General features: G+C 62.8%; 24 protein-coding genes and 1 riboswitch. Of the genes, 3 read left to right on the top strand and 21 right to left on the bottom strand.

Annotation, left to right across the window (positions count from 1 at the left end):
• Positions 1-125 precede the first annotated feature (125 nt).
• Positions 126-241, bottom strand: a riboswitch (glycine riboswitch).
• Positions 242-748: 507 nt separating this feature from the next.
• Positions 749-1,897: a type III PLP-dependent enzyme gene (locus Aeroheme_RS05800; protein WP_025327832.1), complete on the top strand. Its 1,149-nt coding sequence runs from the start codon at positions 749-751 to the stop codon at positions 1,895-1,897.
• Between the two features lie 75 nt (positions 1,898-1,972).
• Here Aeroheme_RS05800 and Aeroheme_RS05795 read toward each other — a convergent pair whose 3' ends face one another.
• The 3 genes from Aeroheme_RS05795 to yfcD all read right to left on the bottom strand — a co-directional run bounded on the left by Aeroheme_RS05795 (position 1,973) and on the right by yfcD (position 4,287).
• Positions 1,973-2,938, bottom strand: coding sequence for a calcium/sodium antiporter (locus Aeroheme_RS05795; RefSeq protein WP_408818622.1), 966 nt, complete (start codon positions 2,936-2,938; stop codon positions 1,973-1,975).
• A gap of 122 nt (positions 2,939-3,060) precedes the next feature.
• On the bottom strand, positions 3,061-3,534 hold the full coding sequence (locus tag Aeroheme_RS05790; protein WP_234571029.1) for a peroxiredoxin: 474 nt from the start codon (positions 3,532-3,534) through the stop codon (positions 3,061-3,063).
• Between the two features lie 252 nt (positions 3,535-3,786).
• Complete coding sequence (gene yfcD, locus Aeroheme_RS05785) at positions 3,787-4,287, bottom strand: NUDIX hydrolase YfcD (RefSeq protein ID WP_111909976.1); 501 nt, start codon at positions 4,285-4,287, stop codon at positions 3,787-3,789.
• Between the two features lie 196 nt (positions 4,288-4,483).
• Between yfcD and Aeroheme_RS05780 the strand changes: the two genes are divergently transcribed.
• Positions 4,484-4,699, top strand: a complete 216-nt coding sequence (locus tag Aeroheme_RS05780; RefSeq protein WP_111909975.1) for a DUF1107 family protein — start codon at positions 4,484-4,486, stop codon at positions 4,697-4,699.
• A 102-nt stretch (positions 4,700-4,801) separates the two neighbouring features.
• Here Aeroheme_RS05780 and Aeroheme_RS05775 read toward each other — a convergent pair whose 3' ends face one another.
• The 18 genes from Aeroheme_RS05775 to Aeroheme_RS05690 all read right to left on the bottom strand — a co-directional run bounded on the left by Aeroheme_RS05775 (position 4,802) and on the right by Aeroheme_RS05690 (position 23,161).
• Complete coding sequence (locus tag Aeroheme_RS05775) at positions 4,802-5,545, bottom strand: amino acid ABC transporter ATP-binding protein (RefSeq protein ID WP_005328952.1); 744 nt, start codon at positions 5,543-5,545, stop codon at positions 4,802-4,804.
• A gap of 13 nt (positions 5,546-5,558) precedes the next feature.
• Entirely contained in the window at positions 5,559-6,653 is a 1,095-nt protein-coding gene (locus Aeroheme_RS05770) for an amino acid ABC transporter permease (protein WP_411166854.1), read from the bottom strand.
• A 9-nt stretch (positions 6,654-6,662) separates the two neighbouring features.
• On the bottom strand, positions 6,663-7,850 hold the full coding sequence (locus Aeroheme_RS05765) for an amino acid ABC transporter permease (RefSeq protein WP_411166853.1): 1,188 nt from the start codon (positions 7,848-7,850) through the stop codon (positions 6,663-6,665).
• 67 nt (positions 7,851-7,917) lie between these two features.
• Positions 7,918-8,937 carry an amino acid ABC transporter substrate-binding protein gene (locus Aeroheme_RS05760; protein ID WP_106886125.1) on the bottom strand — a complete coding sequence of 340 codons (1,020 nt, stop codon included), beginning with the start codon at positions 8,935-8,937 and terminating at the stop codon, positions 7,918-7,920.
• 481 nt (positions 8,938-9,418) lie between these two features.
• A complete protein-coding gene (locus Aeroheme_RS05755) occupies positions 9,419-9,718 on the bottom strand; it encodes a DUF2845 domain-containing protein (RefSeq protein ID WP_139438182.1) in 300 nt (99 codons plus the stop codon).
• The gene (locus Aeroheme_RS05750) at positions 9,715-10,728 is read right to left on the bottom strand and encodes an ABC transporter permease (protein WP_111909972.1); all 1,014 of its coding nucleotides are present in this window, start codon (positions 10,726-10,728) and stop codon (positions 9,715-9,717) included. Before Aeroheme_RS05750 ends, Aeroheme_RS05755 begins: the two co-directional genes overlap by 4 nt.
• Before the next feature lie 198 nt (positions 10,729-10,926).
• Positions 10,927-11,808, bottom strand: a complete 882-nt coding sequence (locus Aeroheme_RS05745; RefSeq protein WP_262111119.1) for an ABC transporter ATP-binding protein — start codon at positions 11,806-11,808, stop codon at positions 10,927-10,929.
• Positions 11,809-11,953: 145 nt separating this feature from the next.
• Positions 11,954-12,565 carry an FKBP-type peptidyl-prolyl cis-trans isomerase gene (locus tag Aeroheme_RS05740; protein WP_005324672.1) on the bottom strand — a complete coding sequence of 204 codons (612 nt, stop codon included), beginning with the start codon at positions 12,563-12,565 and terminating at the stop codon, positions 11,954-11,956.
• A 179-nt stretch (positions 12,566-12,744) separates the two neighbouring features.
• The gene (locus Aeroheme_RS05735) at positions 12,745-13,470 is read right to left on the bottom strand and encodes a copper homeostasis protein CutC (RefSeq protein ID WP_139744977.1); all 726 of its coding nucleotides are present in this window, start codon (positions 13,468-13,470) and stop codon (positions 12,745-12,747) included.
• Between the two features lie 41 nt (positions 13,471-13,511).
• A complete protein-coding gene (locus tag Aeroheme_RS05730) occupies positions 13,512-14,414 on the bottom strand; it encodes an ROK family protein (RefSeq protein WP_411166852.1) in 903 nt (300 codons plus the stop codon).
• A gap of 110 nt (positions 14,415-14,524) precedes the next feature.
• On the bottom strand, positions 14,525-15,031 hold the full coding sequence (locus Aeroheme_RS05725) for a GNAT family N-acetyltransferase (RefSeq protein WP_042648621.1): 507 nt from the start codon (positions 15,029-15,031) through the stop codon (positions 14,525-14,527).
• Positions 15,019-15,828 (bottom strand): M48 family metallopeptidase, encoded by an 810-nt coding sequence (locus Aeroheme_RS05720; RefSeq protein WP_042648620.1) that lies wholly within the window; start codon positions 15,826-15,828, stop codon positions 15,019-15,021. The genes Aeroheme_RS05725 and Aeroheme_RS05720 overlap by 13 nt, the downstream gene beginning before the upstream one ends.
• 165 nt (positions 15,829-15,993) lie before the next feature.
• Positions 15,994-16,968 carry a PstS family phosphate ABC transporter substrate-binding protein gene (locus Aeroheme_RS05715; RefSeq protein WP_025327848.1) on the bottom strand — a complete coding sequence of 325 codons (975 nt, stop codon included), beginning with the start codon at positions 16,966-16,968 and terminating at the stop codon, positions 15,994-15,996.
• Positions 16,969-17,258: 290 nt separating this feature from the next.
• Positions 17,259-18,554, bottom strand: coding sequence for a phosphate regulon sensor histidine kinase PhoR (gene phoR / locus Aeroheme_RS05710; RefSeq protein ID WP_111909968.1), 1,296 nt, complete (start codon positions 18,552-18,554; stop codon positions 17,259-17,261).
• Positions 18,555-18,562: 8 nt separating this feature from the next.
• Positions 18,563-19,252 (bottom strand): phosphate regulon transcriptional regulator PhoB, encoded by a 690-nt coding sequence (gene phoB / locus Aeroheme_RS05705; protein WP_043134568.1) that lies wholly within the window; start codon positions 19,250-19,252, stop codon positions 18,563-18,565.
• Between the two features lie 102 nt (positions 19,253-19,354).
• On the bottom strand, positions 19,355-19,765 hold the full coding sequence (locus Aeroheme_RS05700) for a VOC family protein (protein ID WP_163147730.1): 411 nt from the start codon (positions 19,763-19,765) through the stop codon (positions 19,355-19,357).
• 130 nt (positions 19,766-19,895) lie between these two features.
• Positions 19,896-21,176 carry a GGDEF domain-containing protein gene (locus Aeroheme_RS05695; RefSeq protein ID WP_411166851.1) on the bottom strand — a complete coding sequence of 427 codons (1,281 nt, stop codon included), beginning with the start codon at positions 21,174-21,176 and terminating at the stop codon, positions 19,896-19,898.
• Positions 21,177-21,493: 317 nt separating this feature from the next.
• Positions 21,494-23,161: a sigma-54-dependent Fis family transcriptional regulator gene (locus Aeroheme_RS05690; protein WP_411166850.1), complete on the bottom strand. Its 1,668-nt coding sequence runs from the start codon at positions 23,159-23,161 to the stop codon at positions 21,494-21,496.
• A 227-nt stretch (positions 23,162-23,388) separates the two neighbouring features.
• On the opposite strand from Aeroheme_RS05690, the gene Aeroheme_RS05685 reads away from it, so the two are divergent.
• Positions 23,389-24,906, top strand: a complete 1,518-nt coding sequence (locus Aeroheme_RS05685) for an aldehyde dehydrogenase family protein (protein ID WP_411166849.1) — start codon at positions 23,389-23,391, stop codon at positions 24,904-24,906.
• The last annotated feature ends 38 nt before the right edge of the window (positions 24,907-24,944 follow it).

The raw sequence follows: 24,944 nt of genomic DNA, 5'->3' as shown, positions 1-24,944 counted from the left end.
CAAGGCTCATGCGCTGCTCGGAATCCTCACGTATGTCTATACGCTCCAGTTCCTGCGCTGCTCTTTACCTTGCTGACGGCCTCTCGTTACAGATCGTGAACAGTTCCAAGCTCAGGTACAACCATCCCATCCCCTCTGTCCTTTTGCCTGAGAGTTTCCGGCGCCAACCAGCCCTTGCGGGTCGTCATGGTGCCTTGCTCCTTCGGCGCCCGATCTAACGGGTCTCTCCAGAGTATCGTCCAGTAGCAGTCCACACCGGTTGCCCGGTACCTGAAAGATTCACTTCTTCGGTGGATGGTCCCCCATCGCTCTCCTGCTACCTTCATCCGAACTAGTTTGGATTAGGAAGCGGGCATGTTAATCCAAAAAATGTGAGCTGTCTCCCACTCGGCCAGCCTCAGCGCCGCTTTTTTCTGCCCCGACCATGAGCGGAACACATGTTAAATGTTCGTTAACTATCAATGGCTTATGAGGACTTCTCAGCCAATGGCGCGCACAAGCAGGGACAGGCTGCTCCATATCAAGATGATGTTTCGTCTCGACCAGAAATACTTGCCAACATATCCAATCAAAATGCTTGCACACAAACTCAATAAGTCGATAATCCCGCGCATAACTAAGCACTTTGCAAGGGAGTTATGCATTGTGCCTGGTCGGTCCCTCCGGACCACTCGCCTGAGCCGGCCGTCGCCGGTTCAATCGCATATGGCTTGGGCATATCACGCCCCCTAAGGATGATCAAAAGAGAATGAACGAGACCCTGGTCGCACAAGATTACCGTCAGCTGGTTGAACAATTTGGCTCCCCCCTGCTGCTGCTCGACAAGGCAGCCGTCCGCAAACAGTATCGGGCCCTGGCCGCGGCCCTGCCCGATGTGCGCTTGCATTATGCACTCAAGCCCCTGCCCCATGAGGCTGTGGTCTCTGTCTTGAAGGAAGAGGGGGCCTGTTTCGATCTGGCCACCAATGGCGAAGTGGATCTGGTGCGCAGCCAAGGGGTTCGCCCGGGACGCTGCATTCACACCCATCCCATCAAGCGCGACAGCGACATCCGTTATGCGCTGGAATTCGGCTGCACAGTGTTTGTCTATGACAACCCGCTGGAGCTGGAGAAGTTCCTGCCCTACAAGGACGAGGTCAAGCTGCTGCTGCGCGTCAGCTTCCCGAATCCCGAGACCAAGGTCGATCTCTCCAAGAAGTTCGGCTGCACCCCGGAGCAGGCACTGCCGCTGCTGCAACTGGCGCAGGCCAAGGGGATCAAGGTGATGGGGCTGTCGTTCCACGTCGGCTCCCAGGTGCCCCACGCCCGTCGCCACGTGCAGGCCATCGACGCCTGCCGCGAGATCATGGAGCAGGCCTGGGATCTGGGGCTCAAGCCCTGGGTGCTGGACATCGGTGGTGGTTTCCCGGTGGATTATGACGGCGGCGAGTTCGACATCGACGGCTTCTGCGCCCCGATCCGCGAAGCGCTGGCCAAGCTGCCCGCCACTGTGCAGAAGATTGCCGAGCCGGGCCGCTTCATCAGCGCGCCAGCCATGACTTCTGTCTCCAGCGTGATGGGCAAGGCCCACCGCGGCGACAAGATCTGGTACTACCTGGATGACGGCCTCTACGGCAGCTACAACGGTCAGCTCTATGACCACGTCACCTACCCGGTGAGCACCCCCTACGCCCAAGGCCCGCTGCACAATGCCGTGCTCTCCGGCCCCACCTGCGACAGCGTGGATGTCATTCGCGACGGCATCATGCTGCCGGATCTGGCCATCGGCGAGCTGGTCATAGGCCGGGTGATGGGTGCCTACACCTGGGCGTCGGCCTCCACCTTCAACTTCTTCCCCAAGGCGAGCATCCTCATCCTGGACAGCGCCCAGAAGCAGAAGCTGGTGGCAGTGGCCTGAACGCTTTGACCACGCCAGCAGCATAGAGAAGGGGAGCCATTGGCTCCCCTTCTTGTGTGTATCGTCGTGCCTGAATCAGAACTGGCTGGTCAACAGCCAACCTGTATAGGCGACGAAGATGCAGAGCAAGATGCCCCCTTCCACCCTGTTGATGCGGCCCTGTCCCTTGCGCCCCAGGCACATCACCAGCAGCAGCAGGGTCAGCCCCATCATCAGGCTCCAGTCGCGAGAGAGCACCGCAGGATCCACGTCCAGGGGCGCTATGCCGGCGGCGATACCGACCACAGCCAGGGTGTTGAACAGGTTGGAGCCGAGCACGTTGCCGAGGGCCAAGTCATGTTCCTTCTTCTTGATGGCCATCAGGGAAGAGGCGAGCTCAGGCAGCGAGGTGCCCACCGCCACTATGGTCAGACCGATGACCAGATCGCTGATGCCAAATGCCTGGGCTATGGTCACGGCGCCCCACACCAGCAGGCGTGAAGCGCCGACCAGGAGAACCAGGCCCACGATCAACCAGAAGATGGCCTTCTTGAGCGGCATGGCTTCGCTGTCGATCTCCACATTCACATCGGCGTCCAGGGCGTCTCCCTTGCCCTTGATCCCGGTCCAGATGGACCAGCCCAGCAGTACGATAAAGACGCCACCCAAAATGAGGGCGTCGCCACGCCCCAGGTGACCATCGATGAGCAAGGCACCGGTCAGCAGGGTGATGCCGAGCAGTATGGGGATCTCCTTGCGCACCACCTGGGAGGAGACGGCGATGGGGCTGATGAGGGCTGTCAGACCGAGAATAAGGGCGATGTTGGTGATGTTGGAGCCATAGGCATTGCCCAGGGCCAGGCCCGGGTTACCCTGCATGGATGCCAGGGCCGAGACCACCATTTCGGGAGCCGAGGTACCAAAACCGATGATCACCATGCCGATCAAGAGCGGCGGCATGCCGGCATAACGGGCGGTGGCGGCGGCGCCGTCCACAAATTTATCCGCACTCCAGACCAGCAACGCCAGTCCGGCAATCAGGGCAACAAAAGCCAGGGTCATATTCTTCCATCTCATCGGCTGCAAACACGAGAGCCAGGGGTCAGCCTGGCTCCATCCAAAGGTGGCTCAGTGTAGCGAGCCGCCTTGCTATTTCAAGCTGAAATCAAACGATGATTAACAATTCACAAGGCGGCCAGCAGACTCTGCGCATCAGACACCTCGAACTTGCCGGGGGCCTCCACGAACAGCTGCTCGACCACGCCATCATTGGCAATCAGGGCAAAGCGCTGGGCACGCAGACCGCCAAAGGCGCCTGTCTCCTTTGCAAGGCCCAGTGCCCGGGTCCAGCTGCCGTCGCCATCCGCCAGCATGGTGATGGCGTCGGCATTCTGGGCAGCCTGCCACGCCTTCATCACGAAGGCATCGTTGACCGAGAGACAATAGAGGGCATCGACGCCCTTGGCCTTGAACTGATCCGCCAGCACCACATAGCCCGGCAGATGGGCGTTGGAGCAGGTGGGGGTGAAGGCCCCCGGCACCGCGAACAACACCACCTTCTTGCCCGCAAACAGGGCCTGGCTGTCTTGTACCTGCTTGCCCTCGGCGGTGATGAAGGTAAATTCCCCCGCTGGCAGGGATTGTCCGACCGTGATCATGATGTCTCGTCCTTAAGTGACTGAAAGAGGCCCAGTCTACTCCAACCCGGAAAGAGACGACACCGGCTCCCCTGTCGCCGCCCGCACCTCGCCTTTATTGCGAGCGCCGCGCCTGCCAGGTGGCCATAACGAACAGGGAGTTCAACCTGCATTCGGCGGCCCGCACCTCGCCCTTATTGCGAGCGCCGTGCCTGCCAGGTGGCGATGGCGAGCAGGAAACCCAGGGTGAACTCGACGTCTCACGTCGCTCCCTCACCCGTGCCGCCGTGCCTGCCAGGTTGCGATGGCGAGGAGGGAATCCGGCGTGAACTCGGCGGCCCGTTCGGCTATCTCGGCCAGGCTCATCCAGTGCACCTCGCTCACCTCCTCCGCCTGGAGTTGCAGCGGCCCCTGATATTGGCAGCTGAACAGACCGCCCCAGACCCGATAGCCTCCCCCGCTCGCCTCCCCCTCGGCGTAGAAGGTGCCGAAGTCTTGCAGGGGCACATCAAAGATACCCAGCTCCTCGGCCAGCTCGCGCCGGGCGGAAGGCTCCATCGCCTCCCCAGTTGTCACCACGCCACCGGCGCAGGCGTCCAGCATGCCGGGGCAAAAATCCTTGCTCGGGGTGCGCCGCTGCACCAGGATTCGACCGGCCTCATCGAGCACCAGGATGTAACTGGCGCGATGGCGCAAATTTTCCTGACGCACCCGGGCGCGCTCGGCCACCCCGATCACCCTGTCATGCTCGTCTACTACGTCCACCCACTCCACGTGCGGTCCCTTTGTCCATACAGCGATGGCCGCAGTATATCGGGGCCGAGGCCAGGGGCTGCACTACTTTTTCAACGCCGGGAACAGGACGCCAGCCCGCCATAACAAGGATTCATACAAACCTTTATAAAGTGTCACATCAGTGTCACGGTGAGGCGGCATAGTGTGCCCTGTCCAAACAACAGGGTGTCTTGCCATGAAGGTGTTCAAGCAGTTGTCTCCTCGTCGAATTGCCCGCTATATCAAAAGCTTCCATCACGGCAGCTTCATGATCGAGGCACTGGGACGATTCGAGTTTCAAGGGGGAGTCATCGATGTGAAGACGCTGGACTGCCGTCAGGCGCTAAGCCTGGCCCGGCAGATCAATCTGGCCGTGCGCGATCTGCGCACCACCACCCTGTTGCCGGGCTGACATACTCCTTTCCGTTTGTAGTCTGCTTTCATGCATGTCTTTGCCCGCAGCTCACCGAGCGTGCGGGCTATTTTCCATGGGACGGGCCGCGTCTTATCCGCATCAGTGCTGCAGGATCTGGGAGAGAAACAGCTTGGTCCGCTCCGACTGGGGATGGTCGAAGAACTGGTCCGGCACGTTCTCCTCGATGATCTGGCCGCGGTCCATGAAGATCACCCTGTCCGCCACCTGCTTGGCAAAGCCCATCTCGTGGGTGACGCAGAGCATTGTCATCCCCTCGTGGGCCAGCTCCACCATGACATCCAGCACCTCGCGCACCATCTCGGGATCCAGCGCCGAGGTCGGCTCATCAAACAGCATCACCTGGGGATTCATGCAGAGACTGCGGGCGATGGCGACCCGTTGCTGCTGGCCACCGGAGAGCTGGCCCGGGTACTTGAGGGCCTGCTCCGGGATCCTGACCCGGCGCAGGAAGGTCATGGCGATCTCCTCGGCCTCCTTGCGCGGCAACTGCTTGACCCAGATGGGGGCCAGGCAGCAGTTCTCCAGCACCGTCAGATGAGGGAAGAGGTTGAAGTGCTGGAACACCATGCCCACCTCGCGGCGTACCGTCTCTATGTTCTTGAGATCCGAGGTCAGGGCCGTGCCCTTGACCAGGATGTCACCGCTCTGATGTTCCTCCAGCCGGTTGATGCAGCGGATCATGGTGGACTTGCCCGAGCCCGAGGGCCCGCAGATGACGATTTTCTCCCCCCTGCCCACCTGCAGATTGATGTTGCGCAGCACATGAAACTCACCGTACCACTTGTTGACGTCCTTGAGTTCTACCACAGCGTCCGTTTTCATCTCGAAACTACTCCTAATGCTTGTGACCGGTGTTGAGTTTGCGCTCCAGATAGATGGAGTAGCGGGACATGCCAAAACAGAACATCCAGAAGATCATGGCGATAAACACATAGGCCTCGGTGGAGAAGCCCAGCCAGGCCGGATCCGCCAGCGCCACCTTGGAGATGGCCAGCAGATCGAACAGCCCTATGATCAACACCAGGCTGGTGTCCTTGAACAGGGAGATAAAGGTGTTCACCAGGGAGGGAATGGTGATCTTGAGGGCCTGGGGCATGATGACCAGTCCCATCACCTTCCAGTAGGAGAGCCCCAAGGCTTCACCCGCCTCGTACTGCCCCTTGGGGATCGCCTGCAGCCCCCCTCTGACCACCTCGGCCACATAGGCCGCCTGGAACAGAATGATGCCGATGAGCGCCCTCAGCAGCTTGTCGAGCTCCACCTCGCTGGTCATGAACAGCGGCAGCATGACGGAGGCCATGAAGAGCACTGTAATGAGCGGCACCGCCCGCCAGAACTCGATGTAGACGGTGGAGAGGCTGGAGATGACCGGCATGTGGGAGCGGCGCCCCAGCGCCAGCAGGATCCCGAATGGCAGGGCAACCACTATGCCCACCACCGCCAGCACCAGGGTCAGCATCAGGCCGCCCCAGCGGTTGGTTTCCACCACCTCGAGACCGGCTCCGCCGTGGATCAGCACGAAGGCGATAATGGGAAACACCAGCAGGGTGAAAAGCGCCAGCCAGCCCTTGCGCGGGGTGCGCGGCCAGATCAGCAGCGCCAGCAGCACGGCCAGGCCGGCGAAGGCCAGATTGATGCGCCAATACTGGTCGACTGGGTAAAAGCCATAGAGGTATTGCCCCAGACGGCTCTCGATAAAGACCCAGCAGGCCCCGCCCTGGGTGCAGTCGGCACGGCTGCTTCCCTGCCAGTTGGCGGAGAAGATAGCCCAGTCCAGCGCCGACCAGAGCAGTGGCAGCAGCAGATAGGCCAGCACCAGGGTCAGCAGGCCGTTCCACCAGTTGGGGAAGAGGTTCTGCCTGATCCAGGCGACCAGCCCCCGGCGATGATTGGGAGGCGGCAACGCCTCCTGCAACTCGTTCACAAACATGACAGCTCCCTAGCGCTCGACCAGCGTCATCCTGCGGTTGTAGATGTTCATCAGGACTGAGGTGGTGATACTGATGATGAGATAGACCCCCATGGTCATGGCGATCACCTCGATGGCCTGCCCGGTCTGGTTGAGGGTGGTGCCCATGAACACAGAGACCAGATCCGGATAACCGATGGCGGTGGCCAGCGAGGAGTTCTTGGTGAGGTTCAGGTACTGGCTGGTCAACGGGGGAATGATGACCCGCATCGCCTGGGGAATGACCACCAGCCGCAGCGTCTTGGTGGGCGAGAGCCCGAGGGCGGAAGCGGCCTCGGTCTGCCCCTTGCTGATGGCCAGTATGCCGGATCTCACTATCTCGGCGATGAAGGCCGCCGTATAGATGGTGAGCGCCAGCAGCAGCGCCGCGAGCTCGGGCAGTACCGTCAAGCCGCCCCGGAAGTTGAAGCCTTGCAAAATGGGCACACTCCAGGAGAGCGGGCTGCCTGCCAGCAGGAAGGCGATGGCGGGCAGCAGGATCACCAGGCCGGCCACACAGCGCCAGAACGGGAAGATCCTGCCGGTCAGCGCCTGACGGCGCCTTGCCCAGCGGCTCAGCCCCCAGCTCAGGACGACTGCCAGCAGCAGGGCACAGATCACATAGCCAAATCCCTCTTCAAACAAGGGTTTGGGCAGATAGAAGCCCCGCACGTTCAAGAAGGCGAGCCCTCCCAGCTCCACGCTCTCACGGGGAGACGGCAGGGTGCGCAGCACCGAGAAGTACCAGAAGAAGATCTGCAGCAGCAGCGGAATGTTGCGGAAGGTCTCTATGTAGACGGTGGCTATCTTGGCCACCAGCCAGTTGCGGGACAGACGCGCTATCCCGAGCACGAAGCCGAGCAGGGTGGCAAACAGGATGCCGAGCACCGAGACCAGCAGGGTATTGAGCAGGCCGACCACGAAGGTGCGACCGAAGGTATAGGTCTCGTCGTAGGGGATCAGGCTCTGCAAGATGCCGAACCCGGCGGTGTTGCCCAGAAAATCGAAACCTGTGGTGATGCCACGGGTTGCCAGATTGGTCAGGGCATTGTTGATGATGTAGAACAGAAACGCGAGAACGGCCGCAATGGCCAGGCACTGGAAGATCTGCGCCCGCACCTTAGCGTCATACCACCAGCGGCCCTGTTCTTTCCTATGGTTTGATGCTTGTATCGCCATGAGGATGACTCCGACAAAGCCAGGGCAAGGGGGAAATGGGGGGCCAGGCCCCCCGACTGCAGTCTATTTAGCGGATGGGCGGGGCATACATCAGGCCACCCTTGTTCCAGAGCGCGTTGATGCCACGGTCGATCTTGAGGGGGGAGCCGGCGCCGACGTTGCGATCGAAGGACTCGCCGTAGTTGCCGACCTGTTTGACTATGTTGTAGGCCCACTTGTCATCCAGCCCCAGCACAGCGCCCTTGGGCTCTTCCAGCCCCAGCAGGCGACGGATGTCCGGGTTGGTGGATTTGAGCATCTCGTCCACGTTGGCGCTGGTCACACCGGCCTCTTCGGCGTTGAGCATGGCGTAAAGACTCCAGCGCACCACCTTGAACCACTGCTCGTCACCCTGGCGCACCGCCGGGCCCAGCGGCTCCTTGGAGATGACCTCGGGCAGCACCACGGCATCCTCCGGCTTGGTCAGCTTGATCTTGAGGGAGTAGAGCTGGGATTGATCCGAGGTCAGCACGTCGCAACGCCCCGCCTCGAAGCCCTTGACGGTCTGATCCGAGGTGTCGAACACCACTGGGGTATATTTCATGGCGCCATTGGCGCGGAAGTAATCCGCCAGGTTGAGCTCGGTGGTGGTGCCGGACTGGATGCAGACGGCGGCTCCGTCCAGCTCCTTGGCGCTCTTGACCCCGAGGGACTTGTTGACCAGGAAGCCCTGGCCATCGTAGTAGTTCACCCCGGCGAAGGTCAGGCCCAGCGAGCCGTCCCGGGTCAGGGTCCAGGTGGTGTTGCGCGACAGCAAGTCCACTTCACCGGATTGCAGGGCGGTGAAACGCTCCTTGGCGGTGAGGGAGACATACTTGACCTTGCCGGCATCCCCGAGCACGGCCGCGGCGACGGCGCGGCACACATCCACATCCAGCCCGGTCCAGGTGCCCTTGGCGTCCGGATTGGAGAACCCGGGCAGGCCATCACCGACCCCGCACTGCACGAACCCCTTCTTCTTCACGGCATCCAGAGTACCCTCTGCCCAGACATTGGCTGCCGCCAGCGACAGCACTATCACCATACCCGCCTTGTGTATCTGCTTCATGTCACTCTTCCCTGTGGTTTGATTCGAATTGGCACCCAAACCGAGCAAGATGCCATCGTTTCCCTGCTTTTTTGCAGCTTATCCAGCGCTTCAAAAACCTGTCAATCGGTGCAACCCGGCACAACAGTGGTGCAACAGCACAAAATGTTCGCGCGGGGCGATATGCACTCTCAGAATCAAAAGTAGACCCTTATTCACCAAATAGCCTGCTGTTAAAAGCCATTCCCACTGTGAGGATTATTTTCGCAAAAAAATGGGACGCACCGGGATGGGGCAGCGAAATCGGACTCCAACTGACTCATCAGGCTCACTTTTCTCTCGGCAAGCCCCAACGCGGGGAAGCTGGGGCAAATATTGGGCGGCGTCGACATGGTGCTATGGCGGGGGGCGATCAGGCTCCAGCAGCCTATCTTCTGGCGGGAAACGAGGCCGGGATGAGGAGCCTCAAGATCGGGGCGCCGACCCTAGATCGGTACGCGGTTCAACCGCCGCGGGGGCCGTCTTCAATCTCGGTGATGACGCCGTTTTCGACGGTGACGAACTGCATGAATTCGCTCCTGCCGAAGTTGTAGGTCCAGCGCTCGGCATACTTGACCGTCATCCGCGCCCCGAAGCCGTTTTCCTCGTAACGGGTCAGATCCTCCTTGAGCATCGGCTGACCGCAGCGGATCAGCAGCTCGGCCGTGGTGTCCCCCTCGGTCAGCAGGGCACTCTTGCAGCGCAGGGTGCCGGCATCCACCGGCAGCGTCGCCACCAGCAGCAACCACAGTATTGGCTTCATTTTGCGCTCCATTTGAATAACGCCGCCCCTAGCGTGATGCACACCAGGGCAAACACCATGACCTGGGCCAGCATCCCCGCCACCGCCTGCCAGCCCGCCCCTTCCAGCATGACGGCGCGGGCCGCCTCTATGATCTGGCTAAGGGGCAAGCGGGCTGCCACGGCCTGCAACCAGGGGGGAGACCCTTCCAGCGAGAACCAGACGCCAGATAAGAACATCATGGGCAAGCTGATGAGATTGAGCAAACCGCTCGCCAGCTCCTCGTTCTGAATGCGGGCGGCGATGAGCAACCCGAGGGAGGCCATGGCGGTCCCGCCGACCAGGGCGATGAAGAGCAGCAGCCAGCCGGAGCCGAGCAGGGGCACATCCAGCAGCCAGTAAGCCACCAGGAAGACCAGCAGGCTCACCACCAGGGTGATCAGCACCCGCGACAGCAACTGGGCGCAGAGAAACTCGGCCGCCGACAGCGGGGTGGCTCGCAAGCGCTTGAGCACACCGTTCTTGCGATAGCGCACTATGACGAACCCGACCCCGAACAGGCCGGAGAACATCAGGTTCATGCCGATCACCCCGGGCAGCAACCAGTCGCCATAGCGAATGGCCCGTCCGCTCAGGGCCTCTCTTTGCAAGGGCTCGTGCACCGCCTGGCGCAGCAGGTATTCGGCCATGGCCCCCTGGGGCGCATCCGGGTTGACCCAGTAGTGGCCGCGAGCCGGTGACAGCAGCAAGTCCAGCTGATGATGGCGCACCTTGAGGACGCCCCTCGCCTCGTCGTCATAGGGGATGAGCTTGAGCAACGGGATATGGGTCAGGGGCTGATAGGCCGTCGTCAGCTCCCCCACCACCCCTATCTGCACCAGCGGCTTGGGGGGGCCGGAGAAGATGAGGGAGAAGCCGATCACCAGCAAGAGCGGAAAAAGCAGGTTCCAGACCAGGGCCGCCCTGTCGCGCACGAATTCCAGGGTGCGGGCGTAAAAGAGGGCACCTATGCGCTTGAGTGCTCCCTTCATGTTCCGCTCCCAGGTCGAGATGACAAACCCAGTGGCCATGGCAAGGCTCGCGGGTAACAGAGCGCGACGACATTGCGCTTGATGACGCCCTTCATGTTCCCCTCCTCGGGCTCGAACCCAGTCGAGATGACAAACCCAGTGGCCATGACAAGGCTTGCGGGTAACAGAGCGCGACGACACTGCGCTTGATGGGATTTTTCATGCTCCGCTCCGGAGGCTATGGCCGGTCAGGTGCAGGAAGAGATCCTCCAGGTTGGGGGAGCGCACCTGCATGCCGGTCAGCGGTACCCCCAGACTCAGCAGCCGTGGCAGCAAGGCCGCCACGTCGGGACAGTTCAGCTCCACCTGATCCCCGTGGGGCAGCAGCGGATAACCCAGGCTGGCGAGGGCCGGGTGATCGGTCAGGCGCACCAGCACGCCGTCGAAGTGCCGCGCCAGCAGGGCCGCCGGCGTGTCCAGGCTGAGCAGATGACCGTGATCCACGATGGCGATGCGATCGCACAGTTGCTGCGCCTCGTCCATGTAGTGGGTGGTGAGCACCACCGTCTTGCCCTGGGCCTTGATCGCCTCGATCCGCTGCCAGAAGTGGTGACGGGCCTGGGGATCCAGCCCTGTGGTGGGTTCGTCCAGAAACAACAGTTCGGGGTCGCCGAGCAGGGCCAGGGCCAGCAGCAGGCGCTGACGCTGGCCGCCGGAGAGCTTGCGGCTGTCCCTGTCGATGAACTCGCCAAGGGCGCACAACTCGATGAGCAGCTCCCGTGGCAGGGGGTTGGGATAGAGGCTGGCGAACAGGCGCAGGGTGTCGCGCACCGTCAGAAAATCCTGCAGCGCCGTGTGCTGGAACTGGATGCCGATGCGGGAGCGATAGTCGGGGCCACGGGGGGCGCCATGAAACAGGATCTGGCCGCTGTCCGGGGTGAGGATCCCCTCGAGCAGCTCTATGGTGGTGGTCTTGCCCGCCCCGTTCGGGCCGAGCAGGCCGAAACAGCTACCGGCGGGAATGGCAAAGCTGAGTCCGTCCACTGCCCTGACACCGGGAAAGTGCTTGATGAGATCGACGACTTCGATGATGGCGGCCATGGCCTGTCTCCCTGGGTGGCCGAGAGTGCGACGTCCTGACTATATCCAAATCTCCCGAGAAGACCATGGCTCATCCACCAGGGCGTGGCGGCGCGCAAAAACAAACGGCGACTCAGGGGTCGCCGTTTGCATCACACCAGCCGGATCACAGGATGTCCAGCAGCTCCACTTCGAATACCAGTGCGGAGTAGGGCGGGATGGAGCCGGCGCCACGGGCACCGTAGGCCAGATCCTGCGGAATGTAGAGCTTCCACTTGGAGCCAACCGGCATCATCTGCAGCGCTTCCACCCAACCGGCGATGACGCCGGTGACCGGGAACTCGGCAGGCTGGCCGCGGGCGACAGAGCTGTCGAACACGCCACCGTGGGTGAAGGTACCGTGGTAGTGCACGCGTACGGACTGACCGGCCACCGGCACGGCGCCGTTGCCTTCTACCATGACTTCGTATTGCAGACCGGAGTCGGTCACTTTCACGTCGGCGCGCTTGGCGTTGTCGGCCAGGAAGGCTTCGCCATCGGCGGCGGCGGCCTTGGCAACGGCTTCCTGCTCTTCCTGCATGCGGGCGGTGATGACCTGGAAGGCATCATTGATATCGTCACGGCTGACCGCGAACTCCAGGCCGTTCAGGGCATCTGCCAGACCTTGTTGCAGGGCAGGGATATCCAGACCTGCGAAGGCTTGCTGCGCCAGCTGATCACCCATGTTGCGGCCGATGCCATAGCTGGCCTTCTGTTCGATAGAGTCGTATTGGGACATTGAGATGTTGCTCCGGGTCCTGAGAGTAAAAGAGTCGAGATAATATCAGACTTTTTGGCGAGGTGCTGCCGGCTGCCGTTCTGATTTCCCCGCCCGTGGGAGAGACTTCACATCCCCCTCATCCCCGGCCCTTCTCCCGCGAGAGGAGAAGGGAGAGGAGACGACAACCACAGGCTGACTCAGGCGCGATCCAGCAGGGCCCGCACCGCTGCCACCTTGGCGCCGTCGGTGATATTGACCCGGCCGTCGTCCGAAGTGCCCATGTTCACTCCGTGGGGCACCATACCGCCGCGCCAGCCCATGCCGGACATGTGCACCTCGCTCACCCCGGTGAACTCGAGAATGGTTCGCACGTTGTCCGCATTGACCCCGGCGCCGGGCATCAGGCTGGCGCGGCCCGCCAGGGTCTGTTGCATCGCCTGCAGTGTCTCCAGACCCGCCAGGGCGGTCGGGGCATGGCCGGAACTCAGGATACGCTCACAGCCGGCCGCCACTATGGTCTCCAGATCGGCGCGCCAGTTGGAGCTGAGATCGATGGCGCGATGGAAGGTGACCCCCAGGGGACCGGCCGCTTCGACCAGTTGTTGCAACTGGGTGGCAGGCACCCTGCCCCCCTCGTCCAGCAGACCCACCACCACACCTTGCAAGCCTGCTGCCCGGGCGGCGGCGATGTCCAGCAACATGAGTTCGAACTCGGCGGCACTGAAGCAGAAATCCCCGGCACGGGGGCGGATCATGGCGTAGACGGGAATGGTGGCGTGGCGCGCCACCTGCTGCATGAAACCATAGGAGGGGGTGAGACCGCCCAGCCCCAGCGCAGAGCAGAGTTCGATGCGATCCGCCCCGGCTTGCTGGGCGGTGAACAGGGATTCCAGGTTGTCGATGCAGATTTCAAGACGGGTCATGATGACTCCTTATCCAGGGAGATCAGACCCAGTGCCTGATCTCATAAATTCAGCAGGGCGGCGCCACGCACGCCACCGGCGCCGCCGAAGCGGGCCTGGCGGATAGCCGGCAGGGCGACGCCGGGCAGCAGGTGGCCGGGCAGACGCTTGGGCAGCTCTTCATACAGGGCAGGCAGCCCGCTGAGGCCGCCCCCCAGCACCACCACCTCGGGGTCTATCACCGAGATGGCGGTGGCGAGCCCGGCGGCCAGGATCTCCAGCCAGCAGTCGATGGCCGAGAGCGCCGCGGGTTCCCGGGCCTCGGCACGGGCGACTATCTGGTGGCCGCTGGCGCGCTCGCCGTTGAAGTGGTGATAGAGCCGCTCCAGGCCGGTGCCCGAGGCATAGGTTTCGAAACAGACCAGGCGGCCGCAGCCGCAGCGGGGACGGGGCAGATCGGGATACTTCATCAATATGGTGGCCGGCAGCGGGTAATGGCCTATCTCCCCCGCCAGCCAGTTGCGGCCCTGGATGAGCTTGCCCGCCAGATAGACGGCGCCACCTATGCCGGTGCCAATGGTCACTCCCAGCGCACTCTCGGCCACGGCGGCGGCCCCCTGGTGCACTTCGGACCAGAGGAAGCAGTTGGCGTCGTTGTCGACGCTGACGGTGCGTGCCAGTCGTGCGGCCAGATCCGCTCCCAGATGACGACCATGAATGGCGGGCAGGTTTGCCGCCACTATGCTCCCATCCAGGCGATTGATGATGCCGGGAAACCCGATGCCGACGGCGCCTTTCGCGCCGAAGCGGACGTCCGCCGCCTCCACCCGCGTCAGGATCAGCTGCAACAGCCCCTCGTAATCATTGCCGGGAGTGCTCATGCGCTCTTCGTGACAGAGATTCAGGCCACCGTCATACACCGCGAAGGCAATCTTGGTGCCACCAATATCAAATCCGTAATACATGCCACACTCCCTTGCCGGTGAACCGGGTCACCTCAGTCTGTCCAGATGGGGCACATTGTATTAATTCGCCAAAAAAATAAAGTGACCATGGGCGAAAAACGGGAGCCAGCTCAAAGCAAACGGAACATTTGCCGCTGCAGACAGGGTTGTCCCAGGCTCGTCAGGGTGCGCTCCTGGCCGTCAAACACGAAGCCGCGGCGCAGGTAGAACCCCTCGCCGATGTGATTGCCATCGAGCAGCCATAGCCTGACGCACTCGCAACCGGCCCGGCGCATCTGCACCGCCACCGCCTGCCACAGCCGCTTGCCATGGCCCCGACGCCAGTGATCCGGGTGCAGATAGAGCGCCCGGATGCGCGCCGTCATCAGCCCCTCCTCATGGGCCGGGTGCCAATAGAGCAGGCCGATGACGACCTCGTCCTGACAGAGCAGCATGGGGATGGGGGCCGGTTCGGCGAGCCGACGGCGCCAGATCTGCAGATGCTCGGTGACCGCCAGCTGGGCCAGCAGATCCTCACCGAGCACGCCACCATAGGCCGCCAGCCAGCTGGCCCGCTGCATCACCGTCATGGCGGCAGCATCGGCGGGACGGGCCAGACGCAGTGTTATGCCTTGCACTGGGGAGTCAACCCAGCGGCACGGGCCTGCCGATACAGGGGCTCTGCCTGAGCCTGTTGGGCCTGCAACTCGGTAATGCGGTTCTCATCGCTCGGGTGAGTAGAGAGCAACTGGGGCGGCGCCTTGCCCCCGGCGGCGGCACTCATGTTCTGCCACAAAGGAATCGCCTCGGCCGGGTTGAAACCGGCGCGAGCCATCAGATCCAGCCCCAACCTATCGGCCTCGCTCTCCTGAGCCCGGCCATAGGGCAGGGCGATCCCCACCTGGACCCCGAGCCCGAGCGCCGCCATGGTGGCACCGCCCCCCTGGCTGCTGCCGATGGCGGCATCGGCCACCGCCAGCCCTATGCCGGTCAGCTGATCCCGGGAGAGGCGTTCGTTGGAATGCTGTGCCAGCACGTGGGTCAGCTCGTGACCGATGACGGTGGCGAGCTGATCCTGATTCTTGGCGACCTTGAGCAGGCCGCTGTAGACGCCGATCTTGCCCCCGGGCAGGGCGAAGGCGTTGACCTCCTTGGAGTCAAACACCACCACCTCCCAGCTGGTGATGCCATAGCTGGCAGGCACCTGGGCGGTGACCGCCTTGGCCACGCAGGAGACATAGGCATTCACCTTGGCATCCTTGCTTACCTTCTCCTGCTTCTTCATCTGCTCGAAGGAGTCGGCCCCCAGCTGGTTCATCTGCTGGGGGGAGAAAAGCAGCATCTGGCTGCGGCCGGTCGGCGACTGGGCACAACTGGCCAGCAGGGCGCTGCACAAGGCCGCCAGGCCGAATTTGGACAGGGAAGATGCACGCATGAGAGGGTCCTTTACCGTGGAGTTGCCCTATTCTCGGGAATGCCGCCGTCCGGTGCAAGCCAGGCGCCACCCCATGCGACCAAAAAGATCCCGTGGCGCCAAAATAAAAACGAGCCCGCTTGGGCTCGTTTTGGAGGCTCGTCTGTATAGAGTGCGAAAGCGGGATTACATGATACCCAGCTTCTTCAGGTCGGCCTGGACAATCTTGGCGGGAACCGGCACATAGCCATCCTTCGCCACTATGGTCTGACCGGCCTTGGAGAGCATCATCTTCACAAACTCTTGCTCCATCGGGGAGAGCGGCTTGTTCGGAGCCTTGTTCACGTAAACGTACAGGAAGCGCGACAGCGGGTACTTGCCGGTCAAGGCGTTCTCTGCGGTCGCTTCAACGAAGGTCTTGCCATCCTTGGAGAGCGGTACGGCACGCACGCCTGAGGTGACGTAGCCGATGCCGGAGTAGCCGATGCCGTTCAGGGAAGCGGAGACGGATTGCACCACTGAGGCGGAGCCCGGCTGCTCGTTCACGCCGCTCTTGAAGTCACCGTTGCACAAGGCGTGCTCCTTGAAGTAGCCATAGGTACCGGAGACCGAGTTGCGACCGAACAGTTGCAGGTCCTTGCTGGACCAGTTGCCATCCAGACCCAGATCGGACCATTTGGTGGCGGCCTTGGCTTCGCCGCACTTGAGGGTGCTGGAGAAGACGGAGTCAACCTGCTCCATGGTCAGCCCCTTGATGGGGTTGTCCTTGTTCACGAACACCGCCAGGGCATCGACCGCGACGCGGATGGCGGTCGGCTTGTAGCCGTAGCGCTTCTCGAATGCTTCCTCTTCACCGGCCTTCATGGCACGGCTCATGGGGCCAAACTGGGCGACGCCCTCGGTCAGTGCGGTCGGGGCAGTGGAAGAACCGGCGGCCTGGATCTGTACGTTGACGTTGGGGTAGACGCGCTTAAATTCTTCGGCCCACAGGGTCATCATGTTGGCCAGGGTGTCCGAGCCGACAGAGGACAGGTTGCCCGAGATGCCACTGGTCGGGGTATAATCCGGCAGATCTTTATCCACACCGGCAGCCAGGGCGCTGACAGAAAACAGGGTTGCTGCGGTGAATCCGATTACACCAGCCAGTTTGTTGAGTTTCATCCAATCTCTCCAAAGTTACAGAAGGCAATTGCCAATACATGGCGCCGATTAACACTGTCTTGCGGTGATCAAGCTGACTGCGTCAGTCAGCTTGTTGAGTTGTATTCCGTCCCCTCTTTCCCAAGGTGACGCTGGGTCTGTTCTTAAGACGGCGCCAGTATCTGACCTGGCAGTGACAAATTTATGGAATTTATATGACACTTTGATGACATGGGCCCAGCGCGGAACAAATGCCAAGGGGGCCGCTCTCGCCGCCCCCTTTTTTATTGCTAACCAGTTGTCAATAAAGACTATTTTACCACCACCATCCTGGCAGGAATGAGGAAGCTGAAACGGCTGCCCTGGCCGACCCGGCTCTCTATCTCGAGCTGGGCATCGTGATGGCTCAGGGCATGCTTGACGATGGCGAGGCCAAGGCCGGAGCCGCCGGTGTGGCGGGATCTCGCCTTGTCGACCCGATAGAAGCGCTCGGTGAGCCGCGCCAGGTGCTCCGGGGCTATCCCCTCCCCCTGGTCCTGCACCACAAAGAGCGCCATGGCCCCCTGCTTGCGCCACTCCACAGTGATCTTGCGACCGGCGGGGGTGTAGTGAATGGCGTTGTAGACCAGGTTGGAGACGGCGCTGCGCAGCTGGTCCCTGTCACCCTTCACGAACAGATTGGATTGCACCTGAAACTCGATCTGATGGGCACTCTCTCCCGACAGGGCCCGCGCCTCCTGCTCCAGCAGCCCCAGCATGGCGGGCATGTCCACCAGATGGGAGAGATCCACGGTCGGGGCCGCCTCGATGCGCGACAGGGTGAGCAGCTGGTTGACCAGGTTGTCCATGCGAATGGTCTGCTCCATCATCACCTTGTGCGCCTTGGCCCACATGGCGGGGGGCGGCGGCTCCTCGGTCATCTCCAGGTACCCCTTGAGCACGGTAAGCGGGGTGCGCAGCTCGTGGGAGACGTTGGAGACGAAGTGCTTGCGGGTCTTCTCGAGGCTGCGCAGCCGGGTCACGTCCCGCACCACCAGCATGGCCTGATCCTCGGCATAGGGCATGATGCGAAACTCGAGAAACTTCTCCTCGTTGATGGGGGAGCTCATCTCGAACGGCTCGTCATACTGCCCCTTGCCGAGGTAGGCGACGAAACCGGGATGACGGATGAGGTTGCCTATGTGCTGGCCGGCATCCTCGGGCCAGCGAAAACCGAGCAACTGCTCCGCCAGCCGGTTGCACCAGAGGATGCTGCCGTCGGTGCGAAACACCACGGCGGCATCGGGCAGGGCCTCGGCCCCCTCCCGGAACCGGCGGATGAGACCCGCCAGCTCGCGGCGCCGGGCACGGTGGCGCTGCTGCAACTTGTAAATGCCATTGAAGATGTATTCCCAACTGCCGCTGCCATGGGGCGGCACCAGGCTGCGATCGTGCCACAGCCAGTCCGACAGCCGCTTCTGGAAGCGGTAGTGCCAGCCCAGGTGCAGCACGGTCGCCACCAGCAGGCAGAGGGAGAGGTGTTCTATCAACCAACCTACCAAGACGAAGGGGGCGTAGAAGAACGCCATTCGCCACAACTGTCGCCGCCAGGCGTAAGGTTGCAACATGTTATCCCCTAGAGACGGGTTGAGAAGCGGTATCCGGCTCCACGCACCGTCTGGATCAATCTGTCGTGCCCGGTCTCTTCGATCGCCTTGCGCAGACGACGGATGTGCACGTCCACCGTTCTGTCTTCCACATACACATTAGTGCCCCAGACGTTGTTGAGCAGTTGCTCGCGGCTGTAGACCCGCTCGGGATGGGTCATGAAGAAGTGCAGCAGCTTGAACTCGGTCGGCCCCATGTCCAGCGCCTTGTCTTCGGCGCTGACCCTGTGGGAGACAGGATCCAGCTTGAGCCCCTGCACCTCGATCACCTCGTCCACCGAGGTGGGGGAGACCCGGCGCATCACGGCGTGCAGACGGGCGGTCAGCTCCTTGGGAGAGAACGGCTTGGTGATGTAGTCGTCGGCGCCCGCCTCGAGGCCGCGCACCTTGTCCTCTTCCTCACCACGGGCGGTCAGCATCACCACGGGGATCTGGCGGGTCACCTCGTCCTGCTTGAGCTGCTTGATGAACTGGATGCCACTGCCGCCTGGCATCATCCAGTCCAGTACGATGAGCTCGGGGTAAGGTTCACGCACCTTCGCCAGTCCATCGGCATAATCTTCTGCCTCAACCGTCTCATATCCTTTTTGCTCAAGCACGAAGCAGAGCATCTCGCGGATTGGTGCCTCGTCCTCGACCACCAGAATTCGCTTAGCCATATCCCTTCTCTCTCCTCTGTGAAGATGGGTGCGCCAATTATTAGAACTTTCTGTGACACTTTTATGACTTTATGACAGGCGGGATGATAAACGTTTTCAGATTCAGTTGGCAGCAATGCGTTGCAGCAGGTCCCAGCGGTTGCCACTGATGTCCTCGAACACCACCACAGTGCCATAGGGCTCGTGGCGGGGCTGTTCACAAAAATGCACGCCGTACTGCTGCATGCGCTGGTAGTCGCCCCAGAAATCGTCGGTCTCGAGAAACAGAAAGACCCGGCCGCCCCCCTGCTGGCCGATGGCGGCCTGCTGCTGCGCATTGGCAGCCTGGGCCAGCAGCAGGGCCGACCCTGGGGCACCTTTAGGGGCAACCCGCACCCAGCGCTTGCCCGGTTTGCCCGGCTCGTCGAGGGGCGTGTCTTCCAGCAGCTCAAATCCGAGCCCCTCGGTAAAAAAGCGAATGGCCTGATCGTAGTCGGCCACCAGCAGGGTCAGGGCACCTAGGTGTTGGGACATGGGAAACTCCTTGACTGAAGAGGGGGCCCGCGCCCCGGCTGGCGCGCATCATAACGGCTGGGAGACCGGGGCTCCAGCCGCAATCACCTTAGCGAAGGCAAGGCCCTTAGTCGGTGGGCAGGGCGGCGCCCTAACCCACCTCGACCCGGTTGCGACCCCGTTCCTTGGCCTGATAGAGCGCCTCGTCCGCTCGCTTGAGGGTCAGCTCAAGGGAGTCCCCGCGCCGCTCCGCCACCCCGAAGGAGGCGGTGATCCTGAGCCCGAGGGGCCACTCCCTGTAGGCCTCCAGCGCCCCCCTCAGTCGCTCGGCCAGCCGCTCGGCCCTCGCCTGCTCATGGTGCAGGCAGACCAGCACGAACTCCTCTCCTCCCCAGCGCACCAGGCGGCACAGGCTGTCACAATGGCGCAGCAGCTCGCTCACCATGTGCTTGAGCACCTCGTCCCCCATGGGGTGCCCGTGGGTGTCGTTGACCCCCTTGAAGTGATCGATGTCGATATAGATGAAGGAGAGCGGCATCTCCCCCAATTCGCTCAAGAGCTTCTCGCCACCGAGCCGGTTGAGGGCCCCGGTCAGGGGATCGTAGCGGGCCTCCTCCTCGGTGCGGCGGTACTGCTCGGACAGGCTCTGGCTGAGCGCCTCCGCCGCCAGCCGCGCCTCGCGAGCCTTGCGCAGCTTGTCTCCCATCAGCAGGTACTGGGTCAGAAACAGCAATATTCCGTATATCAGCCAGCCCAGCAGCAGCTGGCGGTAGAAGTCCCCCGGCTTGCCCCAGCGGCCATAGAACTCCAGCTTTTCCAGGATCAACCTGTAGTCCCCGGGCTGCATCCTGTCGTCGGTGGCAAGCTCGATGGCATAGACATGGTGCAGATCCGCCCCCTGCTGCGCCAGCGGGATCCGGTACTGCTGCACCCACCAGGAGCTGGGGGCGAACACCTTGAGGGGGATGTCCTGGATGCGGCCGTAATCGTCGGGACGAAAGAGCACCTCGTTGAACTTGTGGGAGATCTCGTCCCCGGCTATCGAGTAGGCGGGATCATAGTTGCGCAGATAGAGGCGCCAGCTCTGCGGCTCGCTCCCCTCCACCCTCAGCTTGACCCGCACGCCGTTGAAGTGGGAGAGATCCAGCCCCCACTCGGGGGCAGACAGGGTCAGGATCAGTTCACAGAAGGGGGAGCTGTGGCCCGCGCGCAGCTTGCAGTCGATGGCGGGCTTGTCACCCACAGGGATCAGCGTGGTGACCGATTGGCCCCCATTGGCGCGATCATCCTGGGCCCTGACGGCCAGGCTGGCCTGGCTCAGGATGTCCAGCCGCCGCTCTGGCCCGAACTCGAACACCAGTATGGCCAGCAGACTGCCGAGCAGCAGGCTCCAGAACAACATATTGGTCACGCGGGAATAGGATGGGGTCATGACGATCACACCTGAAAAAGAGCTTTTACTCTACACCTTGAAATTCTGCACCGTGCTGATCCAGATCCAAGGTTATTACACGCGCCCTCACGGGCGCCGGGGCATTGGTCGGCTCAGCCCGCGAGCAGGGCGTCGCCTGCCATCCGCCGGGCTGAGTCCTGTCGGCATTGCACCGCAAGAGGCGGACGCCAGCTCCTGGGGAAACGGGTTCCCGATGTCATCATTCCTTTCACCACTGAGCGCTCCATGCCATGGAAAAATAAAGAAAAATCATCGCAGAGCCCCAGTCTACACAAGCAAGCGGTGTGGCAACACCCCTATCCCTCTTCCCGCAGCGCCCGGTAGAGGGTGGTGCGGCTGATGCCAAGGCGGCGCGCCGCCTCGCTCACGTTGCCGCCGCACTCCGTCAGGGTCTGCTGCACCCGCAGCCGGCTCTGTTCGCGCAAGGTGGTGGCGCCCCGGGGAGCCGGCATGGCGGCCACCTCGGGCAGATGCAGGTGGGCGGGTTCAATCCAGCCCTGCCCTTCCGCCAGCACGCAGGCCACCTCCAGCGCCTGCTTGAGCTGGCGCACGTTGCCGGGCAGAGGATGGGCCAGCAGTTGCCGCTCCGCCTGCGGCGTCAGTTGCAGGGCCGGGTCCATCTCGAGGAGCAGCCGCCGGATCAGCCCCAGGCGCTCGCCCTGGGGCCAGGCCCGCAGCGGCGCAAGCTGCTGGCGCCAGCCACAGATGCGGTAATAGAGGTCTTCGCGAAAGCCGCCATCCTGCACCATGGCCGCCAGATCCCGGTGGCTGGCGCTGACCAGCCAGAAATCCACCGGCTCGGGTTTGTGGCTGCCAACCGGGGTAACGGCGCGCTCCTGCAACACCCGCAGCAACCTAGTTTGCGCCTGCAGCGGCAACTCGCCGATCTCGTCCAGCATCAGGATGCCGCCGTGGGCGGCGCGCAGATACCCCTGGCTGCCCTGGCTGCGGGCGCCGCTGAAGGCCCCGCCCACATAGCCAAACAGCTCGGCCTCCACCAGCTCGGCGGGCAGGGCGCCGCAGTTGACGCAGACCAGGGGCTTGTCCCGTCGGCTCGACTGACTGTGCAGGGCACGCACCAGGTGCTCCTTGCCACTGCCGGTCTCCCCTTCGATGAGCAGGGAGATGCCCCGCTCCAGCATCTTGAGGGGCACCCCGGCGGTAACGGCTGGCTGAGGCTGGTTTTCGGTTTGAATCACCACAGGCTCGGGCTCCAGCCGCAATCCGCGCCGATCCCGCAGCAACTGCCGGCCATCGAAGGAGTGCTGGCCGAGCCAGAGCCGTCCGGCCCGGTTGGCGCCGAGCAGCTCGCCCCCCTCCCCCAGCAGCAGGCGGGCGGACCAGAGACTCTGGGGATCGAGATCCACCAGCCAGCCCGGCTGACGCGCCAGCAGCGCGTTTTCCAGGGTCATGGCCAGGAGCCGCACAGTGCCCAGCATGTCGCCGTCGTGGTGGGCCGCATCGGTGGAGATGTCGAGCACCCCCAGCAGTTGCCCGTCCGGCCCGAGCAGGGGGCAGGCGCTGCAACTGAGGAAGCTGTGCTGGGCGAAGAAGTGCTGGGCCCCCAGCACCTGCACCTCGCTCTGCTCGGCCAGCGCTGTGCCTATGGCATTGGTACCCTTGCTCGCCTCCCCCCAGCGGGCACCGCTGCGCAAAAAGATCCGCTCGGCGTGGCGGGCGAAGCCATCGTCACCGCTGGCAGCCAAAATGGCCCCCTCGCCGTCACACAGCAGCAGGCGACAGGGCCTGCCCGCCAGCAACTGGGCAAACAGCGGCAACACGAAGCGCTGGAAGCAGGTGATAAGGGTTCTGTGCTGCTCCTGGCGGGCCGACAGCTCCCCCTGGGGCAGCAGATCCAGCTCGGCGCTCTGCTGGCGGAGCAGGCCCTGATGCAGGCAGCGCTGCCAGGAGCGCTGGATCGGGCTGGGGCTGGGACTGGGAATGGACTGAGGTAACTCGCTCATCACGCCTCCTGTTCACAAAGGGCACAGTGTCACGACCACTGTCCAGAAACGGCACAGTCTCATCGCCACGACCGGGGTCACTGGTTAATCAAGATACGCCGCCGCACCCCGTTTGATAACGTTTTATTAACTTTCGTCGCTCTGGTCAGACCCTCTGGCACGGCCCTTGCGATAGCAGCTGGTCACCGGCCCCGGCCGGTCAGGACCACACACATAAGGATGATGAGATGATTTACACCGCTCCCGGTCAGGCAGGCGCCCTGGTCAGCTTCAAGTCCCGTTACGACAACTTCATCGGTGGCGACTGGGTGGCCCCCCGCGCCGGCCGCTATTTCGAGAACGTCTCGCCGGTGGATGGCCGGGTGTTCTGCGAGGTGGCCAGATCCGACGCCGCCGACATCGAGCTGGCGCTGGATGCCGCCCACAAGGCGTTCGCCAGCTGGAGCAAGACCAGCGTCACCGAGCGCAGCAACCTGCTGCTGCGCATCGCCGATCGCATCGAGCAGAACATAGAGGTGCTCGCCGTCGCCGAGACCTGGGAGAACGGCAAGGCGGTGCGCGAGACCCTGGCCGCCGACCTGCCGCTGGTGGTGGATCACTTCCGCTACTTCGCCGGCTGCATCCGCGCCCAGGAGGGCTCGGCCGCCGAGCTGGATCAGCACACCGTCAGCTACCACTTCAAGGAGCCCATCGGCGTGGTCGGCCAGATCATCCCCTGGAACTTCCCGCTGCTGATGGCGGCCTGGAAGCTAGCCCCTGTGCTGGCGGCCGGCTGCTGCAGCGTGCTCAAGCCCGCCGAACAGACCCCGGTCACCATCATGCTGATGATGGATCTCATCAAGGACATACTGCCCCCCGGCGTGGTCAACGTGGTCAACGGCTTCGGCGCCGAGGCAGGTCAGGCGCTGGCCACCAGCGACAGGATCCAGAAGCTCGCCTTCACAGGTTCGACCGAAGTCGGCGCCCATATACTGCGCTGCGCCGCCGACAAGCTGATCCCCTCCACCGTCGAGCTCGGCGGCAAGTCCCCCAACATCTACTTTGCCGACGTGATGCAGCATGAGAGCAACTACATCGACAAGGCGGTGGAAGGCATGCTGATGACCTTCTTCAACCAGGGCGAGGTGTGCACCTGTCCCTCCCGCGCCCTGGTGCAGGCCAGCATCTATGACGACTTTATGGATCGGGTGCTGGCCCGCGCCCGCACCATAGTGCAGGGCAACCCCCTGGACACCGCCACCCAGGTGGGCGCCCAGGCGTCCCGCGAGCAGTTTGACAAGATACTGAGCTACATGGAGATTGGCCGCGGCGAGGGGGCCAAGATGCTGATAGGCGGCGGCCCGGCCAAAGTGAATGGCCTTGAGGGGGGCTTCTACATCCAGCCCACCATCTTCTCGGGTCAGAACAAGATGCGGGTGTTCCAGGAGGAGATCTTCGGGCCGGCGCTCGGGGTCACCACCTTCAAGGACGAGGCGGATGCCCTGGTCATTGCCAACGACACCCAGTATGGCCTGGGGGCGGGGCTCTGGACCCGGGACAGCAACCTGGCCTGGCGCATGGGGCGCGGCATCCAGGCTGGCCGGGTCTGGGTAAACTGCTACCACGCCTACCCGGCCCACGCCGCCTTCGGCGGCTACAAGAAGTCAGGCATAGGTCGCGAGACCCACAAGATGATGCTGGATCACTACCAGAACACCAAGAACCTGCTGGTGAGCCACGACATCAACCCGCTCGGCTTCTTCTAGGCGGGCAGTCGCTCATCCCAACCGACAAGGGCGCCTTA

The sequence above is a fragment of the Aeromonas sp. DSM 116730 genome, assembly GCF_046581335.1.
GTDB classification, from domain to species: Bacteria; Pseudomonadota; Gammaproteobacteria; order Enterobacterales; family Aeromonadaceae; genus Aeromonas; species Aeromonas rivipollensis.
The sequence above is the reverse complement of the archived record's forward strand: the minus strand, read 5'-3'. Positions and strand labels throughout refer to the sequence as shown.